This window comes from Leptospira borgpetersenii serovar Javanica, from assembly GCF_003046425.1.
In the GTDB taxonomy this organism is placed as follows: Bacteria; Spirochaetota; Leptospiria; order Leptospirales; family Leptospiraceae; genus Leptospira; species Leptospira borgpetersenii.
Window position 1 is genome coordinate 30,001 of the sequence record NZ_QAJG01000028.1, and the last position, 10,866, is coordinate 40,866.

Annotated in this window: 11 protein-coding genes (1 of these 11 only partly in view); 5 read left to right on the plus strand and 6 right to left on the minus strand. The window is 40.7% G+C overall.

Translation table 11 applies throughout. The features are described 5' to 3' along the window. Both panC and hisD read right to left on the minus strand, forming a co-directional pair. Positions 1-548 carry the 5' portion of a pantoate--beta-alanine ligase gene (gene panC, locus CLV95_RS16245; RefSeq protein ID WP_002733888.1) on the minus strand. 310 nt of this gene lie to the left of the window's left edge, so only the first 548 of its 858 coding nucleotides appear in the window; the start codon lies at positions 546-548; the stop codon falls past the left edge of the window. Positions 549-553: 5 nt separating this feature from the next. Further along, positions 554-1,834 (minus strand): histidinol dehydrogenase, encoded by a 1,281-nt coding sequence (gene hisD, locus CLV95_RS16250; protein WP_002730783.1) that lies wholly within the window; start codon positions 1,832-1,834, stop codon positions 554-556. Positions 1,835-1,932: 98 nt separating this feature from the next. On the opposite strand from hisD, the gene CLV95_RS16255 reads away from it, so the two are divergent. After that, entirely contained in the window at positions 1,933-2,697 is a 765-nt protein-coding gene (locus tag CLV95_RS16255; RefSeq protein WP_002733804.1) for an exodeoxyribonuclease III, read from the plus strand. Between the two features lie 229 nt (positions 2,698-2,926). Here the strand turns inward: CLV95_RS16255 and CLV95_RS16260 are convergent, their stop codons facing one another. After that, on the minus strand, positions 2,927-3,319 hold the full coding sequence (locus CLV95_RS16260; RefSeq protein ID WP_002733808.1) for a hypothetical protein: 393 nt from the start codon (positions 3,317-3,319) through the stop codon (positions 2,927-2,929). Positions 3,320-3,872: 553 nt separating this feature from the next. Between CLV95_RS16260 and CLV95_RS16270 the strand changes: the two genes are divergently transcribed. After that, entirely contained in the window at positions 3,873-5,234 is a 1,362-nt protein-coding gene (locus CLV95_RS16270; RefSeq protein WP_002730924.1) for a glycerate kinase type-2 family protein, read from the plus strand. A 91-nt stretch (positions 5,235-5,325) separates the two neighbouring features. Here the strand turns inward: CLV95_RS16270 and CLV95_RS16275 are convergent, their stop codons facing one another. Then, the gene (locus CLV95_RS16275; RefSeq protein ID WP_002730937.1) at positions 5,326-6,318 is read right to left on the minus strand and encodes a GGDEF domain-containing response regulator; all 993 of its coding nucleotides are present in this window, start codon (positions 6,316-6,318) and stop codon (positions 5,326-5,328) included. Positions 6,319-6,458: 140 nt separating this feature from the next. Between CLV95_RS16275 and CLV95_RS16280 the strand changes: the two genes are divergently transcribed. From CLV95_RS16280 to CLV95_RS16290, 3 genes are all read left to right on the plus strand, one after another. Then, positions 6,459-6,857, plus strand: a complete 399-nt coding sequence (locus CLV95_RS16280) for a hypothetical protein (protein ID WP_002733788.1) — start codon at positions 6,459-6,461, stop codon at positions 6,855-6,857. Positions 6,858-6,925: 68 nt separating this feature from the next. Beyond that, positions 6,926-7,387, plus strand: a complete 462-nt coding sequence (locus tag CLV95_RS16285; RefSeq protein ID WP_002730733.1) for a four-helix bundle copper-binding protein — start codon at positions 6,926-6,928, stop codon at positions 7,385-7,387. A 13-nt stretch (positions 7,388-7,400) separates the two neighbouring features. Beyond that, positions 7,401-7,832: an LIC13259 family plasminogen/vitronectin/complement-binding protein gene (locus CLV95_RS16290; RefSeq protein ID WP_002730886.1), complete on the plus strand. Its 432-nt coding sequence runs from the start codon at positions 7,401-7,403 to the stop codon at positions 7,830-7,832. A gap of 10 nt (positions 7,833-7,842) precedes the next feature. Here CLV95_RS16290 and CLV95_RS16295 read toward each other — a convergent pair whose 3' ends face one another. Both CLV95_RS16295 and CLV95_RS16300 read right to left on the minus strand, forming a co-directional pair. Continuing rightward, positions 7,843-9,273, minus strand: a complete 1,431-nt coding sequence (locus CLV95_RS16295; protein WP_002733834.1) for a sensor histidine kinase — start codon at positions 9,271-9,273, stop codon at positions 7,843-7,845. An 18-nt stretch (positions 9,274-9,291) separates the two neighbouring features. Then, positions 9,292-10,347 (minus strand): sensor histidine kinase, encoded by a 1,056-nt coding sequence (locus CLV95_RS16300; protein ID WP_002733866.1) that lies wholly within the window; start codon positions 10,345-10,347, stop codon positions 9,292-9,294. Positions 10,348-10,866 lie beyond the last annotated feature (519 nt).

The following is a 10,866-nucleotide window of genomic DNA, read 5'->3' on the forward strand; positions in this document are numbered from 1 at the left end:
AATCCTTTATCGGAACGAATCGTTTCACAGCCAATAACTTCGACCGGAAACGCGAGAATTTTACAAAACTCTTTGACGAGAAGATATTGTTGATAATCTTTTTTACCAAAAAACGCAAAATCAGGCTTCACAAAGTGAAACAGCCTAGAGATCACAAGAAGCACACCTTCGAAATGGCCCGGCCTGGAAACCGCACAAAGATTTCTCATTAAATGAGGAACTTGTAATACGACATTCGGAATTCCTTCTGGATATATCGTTTCCTTTTCGGGCAAAAAAACAAGATCCACTTTACCGGATTCGCAGATTTTCAGATCCCCGTCCGTATTGATCGGATACTTCGCATAATCTTCTGGATCGTTGAACTGAGCGGGATTCACGAAAATCGAAACTACGGTTTTATCCGCCTTGGACAGGCATTCCCTGAACAAACTTGCGTGGCCTTCGTGAAGATAACCCATTGTGGGAACAAAACCCACCTTTTTATCCTCCGCCTTCCACCTACGGACCTGAACCGAAATCTCTTCTGGAGTTCTACAAATAATCATAAGATTCAAATTCTAATTTTTACCGAGGTTCCGTGTTCTTCGTCGAGGCCTTCGAATTCGGAAAGGGCCTTGACGTGAGGATAAAGATCTTCGAGCGATTCCTTCGAAACTTCCTGCCATGTCACTTTTTTTAAGAATGTGGAAACTCCGAGAGAAGAATAAATTCTCGCGGCACCCGCGGTAGGGAGGATATGGTTAGTCCCGCTGATATAATCACCCATGGCAACGGGAGAATAATTTCCCAAAAATACGGAACCCGCGTGACGAACCCTTTTCAGGTCTTCCTTAAAATTCCTCGTTTGGATTTCCAAATGTTCTGGCGCGAATAAATTCGAAAATGAAAAACATTCTTCTAAATTAGGAAAAACGAATATTCTTCCGTGGTCTTCGATGGATTTTCGTTTCATCTCACCTCGTTTAGGCCTTTCCTGAAGAGCCCTCTCCACTTCCACACGGACCTTTTCAGCAAAGGACAAGGAATCCGTACAAAGGATCGCAACCGAATCCTCCCCATGTTCCGCTTGGGATAAAAGATCCGACGCCACCCAAATAGGATTTGCGGAATCGTCCGCAATTACTAAAACTTCACTCGGACCGGCGGGGCTGTCGATACCGATCACACCTTGACCGCTCAAAAAAACTTTCGCAGCGGTCACGAATTTACTGCCGGGGCCGATTACAAATTCGGAGGCGGGAATCGTTTCAGTTCCATAAGAAGCCGCCGCAATTCCTTGCGCACCTCCGGCAAGAATGACACGATCCGCACCGGCAATCTTTGCGGCTGCGATAAGGCCATCCGGCAAAAAACCTTGTTGTGGAGGAGTAACGATTTGAATATTTTTTACTCCCGCAAGTTTAGCGGGAATGACACCCATCAAAATTGTGGAAGGATATAACGCCTTTCCGCCGGGGGCATAAACGGAAACCGATTCGACAGGAGTATGGCGAATTCCGAGGCGATTTCCGTGAACTATGATTTCTTTATCTTCTGGAATTTGAATCTGATGGAAAGTTTTGATATTCTCCGCTGCTTTCTTCAGGGCCTGCTCCAATTTCGAATCGATCTTAGGATTGAATCGGGAAAGGTCTAAAACAAAAGAATCCGGAGCGACATTGTCGAACTTACGGGTGTATTCCCGAAGAGCCATGTCCCCTCGATTTTTCACGTCTTCAATAATCGGTTTAACGAGGTTCAAAGTAGAACTCAAATCCTCTCTGGCACGTTCTAAAATCGGGTTCAAAACCGACCGATTTTCCAAACCAACTTGTAGAATCTGTATTGCCATCAAAAAACCAGAATTTCCGAAAGAACTGTTCCTGCATCTGAAATTTACCCAAAAAACAATTGCCCTGGAGGAGAATTCATCCAATTTACACCTTGCCTATGAAACTCATCTCTCTCAACTGCAACGGAATCAGATCCTCTCTCGGAAAAGGACTTTCCGATTATATCCGGGATAGAAAACCGGACTTCATTTGCTTTCAAGAAACAAAGGCGACTCAGGAACAGATTTCACCTTCTCTCTGGGAAGAAGGTGGATATACTCCTGTGTTTCACAGCGCGGAAAAGAAAGGATACAGTGGAGTCGCCGTTCTTTATAAGAAACCCCCGCAGAAAATTACAATCGGCCTCGGAGATCCATTCTTTGATAAAGAAGGAAGAAGTATCTATTTGGAGTATCCGGACTTTGCACTTTGGAACTCTTACTTCCCTTCTGGAACAACAGGAGAAGTACGCCAGGCTGCAAAGATGAAATTTCTAGATCTTTTTCAGAAAGAGGCAGCCAAAAGAAGAAAAAAACAGCCCAACATCCTTCTCTGTGGAGACATAAACATCGCACATACTCCCCAAGATATTCACGACCCGAAAGGGAACGCAAAAAGCAGCGGCTTTTTACCGGAAGAAAGAGAATGGTTGACTCAATTTTTAGAAAAGGGTTGGGTAGATACCTTTCGTTATCTTTATCCCGAAAAACAGGAGTATTCCTGGTGGACGTTTCGAGCGGGAGCCAGAGCTAAAAACAAAGGATGGAGAATCGACTACTTCTTTGTAACGGAAGAATTGAAAAAAAATGTAAAAAGCCAATCGATTTATAGAGACAAACCGCTTTCCGATCACGCTCCATTGGAATTGGAAATCAAATTATAGACGTTCAAGAGTAAATTCTTTCTTAAGATCTCAAAAATTGTAGTAGTTCCTACATTTTGAGGTTTTGGGACGAGTTCGATTTCTCTTCAGGTTTTGGACTTCAATTTAACTTTTAGCATCAATTGACAGCAAATCGGGACAAACATTCAATCAAGAAAGCGCATTGAAAAGCAGTTCCTAGTCGATCGGGTACATCACCGACAAGCTAAAACTTATCGATTCGACTGGATCAAAACGCCTTTTTTGAAAATTCTAAAAGTTTCCAGTTTTTGAGATCCACCGGAAATTTAGGTAGGAATTTTTTAACCAACCCGATCGCATCAGATTCAAACAGGAGGACATGATCCGTCATTCTCTCTAAGGATTTAGAACGAACGATTTTCTTTTCGGTGATCGTTCCATGGAGCAAAATCGGATCTTTCCAAAACGGAATACGAACTTCCAAAGTTGCAGACTCACCGACAGAATCCGAATTAAAACGTTCTAGATTGAGACTCATAGACGTACCTTCCCAACCCCCGATTTCTGCAGAATAATTTCCCGTCTTACTATGAACTTCCAAAGGAATACGAACGGATTCCTTGACGGAATCTTTAAAATCTTCGATCATTTTTTCAAACATGCACACCTCCTTCTTCTAAAGAGAAAAGAAGATTATTCAATGTGTTTTTCCTATGTTTTGTTGTGCAGCGCAACAAAAAAACAATTTCTTTTTTTTAGGTTTAACAACTCAAACACTTCGCAAAATAGCCAAATTCTTTCCTTTTTTATCTTATCGGCCATTTTCTCATTTTTCCAGGAAATTCAAAAACCAAATCAAATTTCAATAGTTTCAATCCCTTTTTTACATTTATCATTCTATTTGAGATAAAAGAAACCCGCTTTTTCTAATTATGTCGAGCGACCATAGAAGCGAAAAACTTTCAAACAAACTGCTCTTCTTTACAATCAAGTTCGACTTTATCGGCACATATGACTTTTAATGTCTGACTTTGTCCATCAAACATCATGACATATGTCAATCTAATTTTAGGGCTTTACAGTTTTTAATTTTTCCTTTCATCGAAATAATTCGAACGGATCAATCTTTCCAAACAGAACCAAAGTAAGTTTACCGAATCCATTGCTATCAAAAACGCTTCTTTTTTTCGGAACGAAATCGTCTTTGGAAACCGATGCCTAGGCTCTCCTTTTTGCAAAGCGGAAATATAGATGTCCATTCACCTCAATCGATCCTATTCCATTTGGGAGGAATGGCGATTCGAAAATCTTTGCCCGGTGCAGCCGTTCGTAAATTTCTTTTAGAACATAAACCTTCTGGGAGAATCCTTCTCCTTTCCGTCGGAAAAGCAGCGGAAGAAATGGCCCAAGCGGCGTATGAAGTCTTACGACCTCAGATTTTCGCAGGAATCATTCTCACTAAGTACGGACACAGTTCCGGAAAAAAATTTCCACCTTTAGAAATCTTGGAAGCGGGCCATCCCATCCCCGATGTAAACAGCGTTTTAGGCGGAATGAAAATCTTGGAATTCTGCTCTCACTTGCAACCGGAAGATACCGCCCTAGTCCTTCTTTCAGGAGGAGGCTCCGCCTTGATGGAAGTTCCGGCTCCCGGTTTGGATCTGGAGGATTTAATCGTATGGAATTCAAAGCTCCTCGCAAGCGGCGCCAACATTCAAGACATCAACACGATCCGAATTCTTTTGTCTTCGATCAAAGGAGGGGGACTACTTTCAAAAATTCTTCCTTCAAAATCGATCACCTTAATTCTTTCGGATGTACTCGGAAATGATCTTTCCAAAGTGGCATCGGGACCCACAATCAATTCCATAATCGAAAAAAAATCTATTTTAAGAATATTCAAACAATATAATTTATCTATTGAACCCAAGATTAAAGCCGTCTTACGAAAAAAAACGAAACTCGCCCCAGAATCCTTAAAACGTGAAAACGATTCCGAATCACTGGGGAAGATCGACAACACAAAAGGTTTCATCAAAATCGATTCTCAAAGAAACATAGTTTATTGTATCGGAAACATAACTCAGGCGATCGAGTCCGTCCAGGAAGAATGCAGAAATTTGAATATACCTGTCTTGTTTTTGACCTCCTCCTTAAGCTGCGAGGCAAAAGAAGCAGGTTTCTTTTTAGGATCGATCGCCAGGGAAAACATAAAAACAACGACTTCTCCTTTACTCATTCTATGTGGGGGAGAAACGACGGTAACACACGACGGTTCCGGAAAAGGCGGAAGGAACCAGGAACTTGCCCTCGCCTTTTCTCAACAAATCTCGGACTGTAAGGGAATTACGTTACTTTCTCTTGCAACGGACGGAACCGACGGACCGACCGATGCCGCGGGGGCGATCGTAGACGGAACTACTTGGAAAAAAATTTCTAAAACGAACGACGCACGTATCTCTCTCAAAACCCACAACTCCTACGAAGTCTTAAAGCGGGCCGATTCCTTGGTTTTTACGGGAGCGACCGGAACGAACGTGAATGATATTCAACTTTTATGGATGAATCCGAATTGATCTTTTGGAGTTTTTTTCGCGTCGAAATTCGTTCTCAATCAATTTTGAATTCAGTCCTAAATTATTTTTGAAACCGATTCGAAAAAATATTTCAATCGCTCTGAGGGTAAAATCGAAGACAATTTCTTCCTTCTTCTTTAGCTAAATAAAGCGCCTTGTCCGCTCTTTCAATCAGTTCGGTGATGGAGTTTTCCGGACTCGGACTTAAAGTAGCCATACCGATACTGACCGTTACAATCGAATTCGTTTTCGAAGCCGAATGTGGAATCGCCATCTTTTCCACGTTTTCCAAAATATTCCGACTTACAACGACCGCATTCGATTCGTTTGTCTCCGGAAGAATAACCGCAAATTCCTCTCCTCCGTATCTTGCAGCCACGTCCCCCGCCCTTCTAGCACAGTCTCTAATTGCACGTGCAACTTGTTTCAAACATTGATCTCCACCTTGATGTCCGTAGGTATCGTTATAAAGTTTAAAATGATCGATATCCAACATGATGAGAGCAATACCGGCGCCGGTTCTCCAGCATCGTTTCCATTCCGTCGTCAAAATCTCGTCGAAGTATCGCCGATTATAAAGTCCCGTAAGGGAATCCGTCCTCGAAATCGCAACGAGATAGGAATTCACTTCTTGAAGCTGATCGGTAAGTTTTTCCAACTCTTTTTCCCTTTCTTTTCTTCGAGTCATTTCCTCGAAAAGTCGAAGGGCGGAACGAACCCGCGCCAAAAGTTCGGTCGCATCGAACGGTTTTATGACGTAATCGATGGCACCCGAATCAAACGCTTTTTGCAAGACATTCGACTCTTTCAATGCGGTAATCATAATAACCGGGATATCCTTTAACTCCTTCTTCTCGCGGATCAATTCGAGAATCTCAAATCCCGTAACTCCGGGGAGAAGAATGTCCAAAAGTATCAAAGAACATTCTTTTTGAGGAGGATCCTGATTTTTTAAATTCAACCAGTCGATAACTTCCTCCGGAGATTGACTCGTATACGTATTCTTGTATCCCGACTTCCTCAAGATACCTTGCATCAACATACAATTCTCTTGTGCGTCGTCTAAAATAAGAATGGAATTCATCACGAATGTTCTCCCCAGTTTTCAAAGCAACGAATCAACCTAGGAAAGAAATACAAAACTTTACCTAGTTGCCAATGAAATCAAACGATTTTTAAAAACTTCTTGCCTGATTTTTTGATTTTCGGAGTCTAAAAAACAAGATGAGCAAAAAAATAAAACGTTGTACAACTTTTTTAGCAATGTTCGGCCTGAGCGTTATTCTTTTTTGCTCTACGGTGATGCTTTCTGGAAATTATTGTCCTGCATTCGGTGTTTCTAATCAAACAGTGGAACAAAACTGTCATCGATCTGAAAGGACAAACGATTCTACAGACAATGCCTGCTCAGCCTGTAACTTATTCGTATCATCCGAATCCATTCATCCTAAAACTTCCGAACTAGGCAAAAATTATTCTTCGGTTCTTACCGCGGTTCAAAATTTTTTCCATTTTACACTCGGGATTTTTTTCTTTCAAAGAAGTTCGTACGATCAAAATCCGAATTACAACGCTCGAAAATTCATCATTCAGTTAGTCTCCACCGTAAGACTTTTGATTTGATTCAATTTTCCCCTCCTACCATCTTTATAAAAATTGTTTTTTTAAACTTTAGAATTAAGGAATATTATATGTTAACTAGAAAAGAACTAATCACTCAATCTGCAGCCCTGCTGGCGTTCGCATCCGCAGGTTCGCTTTTAGCGAAAGGATCCGATCATAAACATCCAGAATTAAAAAAATCCGAGAAAAACCTCTCTAAAAAACTGGACAGAAAAGTTCTCGAAGCGGCGTCCAAGTGCGCTTTAAGCTCGGAAATTTGTCTCACACACTGTGACGAAAGCCTTTCCTCAGGAGATACGATGCTTGCGGACTGCTTAAAAGCGGTAAAAGATACCTTGGTGCTTTGCAAAGCCTTCGTAAGTTTGGGTTCCTCTCATTCCCCATTCGCAAAGGAAATTGCCGCAACCTGTATCAAGGCCTGCGAAGTCTGTGAAAAGGAATGTAGAGTTCACGAATCCCACCATGAAATCTGCAAAAATTGTGCGGACAGTTGTAGGGAATGTATTATGGAATTAAAAAAAGTTGTATAAACGGAGAAATAAAATGAAGCAGAAAATCATAATATTCTCTTTTTTTGCTTTTATACTGGCAGGCTTTTTGGAAGCGAAGTCGATCCTCCCCACAAGACCTACTATCTTGTCCGAATTGGATCGAATCCATAATTCCTTTTTAAACGGAAAAGAAGTATTCGTGGATCCGTTGATCGCCTCTCTACAACAGGAAGCAGCCAGAGATTCCTCAATCGTACCGGCCTTAAAAGCGGCGGAGAAACTCAAAAACTCTGCCGGTGAAAAAGCGAAACTGGAAGCCTATGCGGAACTTTCGGAGGCTTTAAAGGATTACATTCAAAAAGACGAATCTTCGGGGGTTCACGTTTTTTATTGTCCCATGGTAAAAAAGAAATGGATCGCATCCGGAGATAAGGTTCAAAATCCTTATGATTCTTCCATGAAAAGTTGCGGAAAAAAAATATAAACAAACCGTTTCATTTTTGCTCCGGGAATCGGACTTCAAATCTGGTTCCCGGATTTAAGGTCTCCAATTTCAATTTTCCTTGAATTTGTTTGGTAAGAATACTGACAAGCTGTAACCCGAGAGTGTCGTGATCCATATTTACGAATTCTTTCGGAATCCCCTTCCCATTGTCTTCAATCGTTACGATCACAGTTCCCGATTCGGAAAATGCAACGATACGCAACATACCCTGATATCTTTCCGAAAAAGCGTGTTTAATCGCATTTGTGACGAGCTCGCATACGATGAGGCCGAGCGAAATCGCGATGTTCATACTTAAGATCAAACCGCGAGCTTCGACCGAATGTTTAATATTCGGATCCACACCGTATAAATTCCAAAGATTTTCCAAAAGCATATTCAGGTAACTATGGAAGTCTACGTTTGAGAGATTACTGGACTTATAAAGCTCGTTGTGAACCAAAGACATCGAAAACACTCTACTTTCTGTATCCTTTAACAAATTGTAAAGTTCCTTCGAGGTCAGATTTCTAGACATAGCATTGTCCGCTTGAAGATTCAAAAGAGAAACCATGATCTGCATATTGTTTTTGACCCTATGATGAATCTCCTGAATCAAAGTGTCTTTTTCCGCCAATGTAGCAAGAATTGATTCCCGATTACGAACCATTTCAGTAATGTCGGTGACTACAGCCAAATCCAAAACCTGATTTCGATAACGGAACTTGTAAACGGTGGTATCTACAATCAATTCCTCCCCTTCCCTTTTTTTGTGAACGAAAGAAGACGCTCGATTGACTCCGAACTTAAAGGAAATGATTTCCTGCCTTACTCTTTCGAAATCGGAAGGCTCGAAAATCTCCATAATAGTTTTTCCGATTAAGTCTTTTTCTTTGTATCCGTATTTTTCGAGAACAGCCTGATTTATTTCCAAAATCTCGAAAGAATCATGTTCAAACAAGAAAGCTGGATGAGGATTGTATTGAAAAAACAAACGATATCTTTCATCGTTCTCTTGTTCGAAGACGTTTTTCTTTTCGAGTTCCAAAGCGAGACGATTTCTTTCATAAGCGAAAACGAGGGAACGACTTAAAGAGTAAGAATCAAACCTACCTTTATGAACATAATCCTGCGCTCCAATTTGAAGAGCGTTCACGGTAATCTCCTCATCTTCGGCACCGCTACAAATGATCACCGGAATTTGAGGAAACTTTCTTTTGATTTCGGATAACGCATCTAGACCGGTCCGATCGGGAAGAGAAAGATCCAGCACCACTAAATCGGGACTTTCATTGGAGATGATACTCAACCCTGCAGAGAAATCAGCGCTACGGCTGATTCGAAAGGAAGGGCTCCGAGATTCACCCAGATACTCCTGAATCAACCTATAATCCGCATTCGAATCTTCGATTAAAAGGACTGAAAAAGTGTCTTTAAACATAAAAAGGAAACTCTCTATCTATAATTGTTCCAACTTAAACTCCCGAGGAAAACGGACGATCACTCCAAAACCAGAAGTCCGATCAGTTTCTATCTCTATGTTTCCTCCGTGAAGTTCCGCGATCCTTTTACAAAAAAACAATCCGGTTCCGGGCCCGGACAACAACTCCTCCGAGAAATGATATTTCTTGAATAAATCTATGAAATAATTTTTTTCCAATCTATCAACACCGATCCCGTTGTCTCTAACGCAAATGATGTGAAACCGAGCTCCTTCGGAATAAGAAATGAAAAGTCGACAAGAGACGTTCGTATTTCTAAATCGGATCGAATTCGACAAGAGGTTCGAAAAAAGCTCCTTTAAAAGAAAGAAATTTCCTACAATCTTAGGAAAATTCCCTTCGATATTCACCTCAGCCCCGATCTTCAGGAAGTTTTCTTCGAACGATGTAAGAGCTTCTTCTATAACTTCTTTCAGAGAAAGCGTTTGAAAAACGTTCTTTTCTTTTTCAATTCTTAAAAATGAAAGTAAACCGTTAATTCGACTCCAGAGACGTTGTGCGGAATCTATGCTGATCTGCAAAAATTCCTTTCCCTTCTCGTTTAGGCCGTTCGAATATTTATCGGACAACAACCTCAAAAACGTAGTCTGATTTCGAATCGGCTCCTCTAAATCGTGATAGACTTTAGAGACAATCACCGCAATTTCTTTCTCTTTTGTTTTTAAATTGAAATCCGAAGACGAATCTAAAATCTCTAAAAAGAAAAGTTCCTTTTTTCCCGACTTTTGCCGAGTCAAGGCTCCTTTGAGATCGATTTCTTTCCGGAGAGAATTTAGAAACCGCTCTCTGAAAAAGATCGTTTCCTCTAATTTACAATTTTTAAATTTTTCCAAAAGAGAAGAATTTTGAAATGCGAGTATCCGCCCCAATTCTTGGTTCTTAAACTCCCCCTTATGAAAACAAGAGCAGAGTTTTACAAAAGAAGAATTGCATATTATAATACGCAAATCATCATCCAAAATGCCGACCGGCACCTGTAAATGAGACAGAATCTGAAATTCGGATCCAGCCATCCAAATAATGCCTCAAATTCTCCCTGTGCGGTGACTAAATCCTTGCATGTTCGAAAATGAATCCTTAATTATAATAAAATTTATCGAAAAAAAATTGCATATCCCAATCTTTTCCCATTGAAGTTAAAAAGCGGATATCTCAATAAAATGTCAATCCTGGTTTTTACGTTTTCCCTTTTTTTACGAATTTTAGAATATTCTTCTTTTTGAATTCATAACTTTCCTAAATCCTTCCCGCAGAAAATACCTTAATTCTGTAGGATTTATCAGCATAATAACCTCAAAATGAACGACTCACACTTTATAAAGCCACTTAGGCCTATCCTGGTAGAAAAGTTTGAATTTGGGTCCGTCTCAAAAACCCCGCAATGTAGTAACTTGACAGGCTTTGGTAGCCGTAAGAATTCATAACGTTACCCACAAGTTAAGAAGGCTTTTGGGATCATAAGGATCAAAAACTGATATTTTTCAAGTGTTCCGACAAGAATGAGGCTTTTTACTTGCAAGAAGTATGATTTT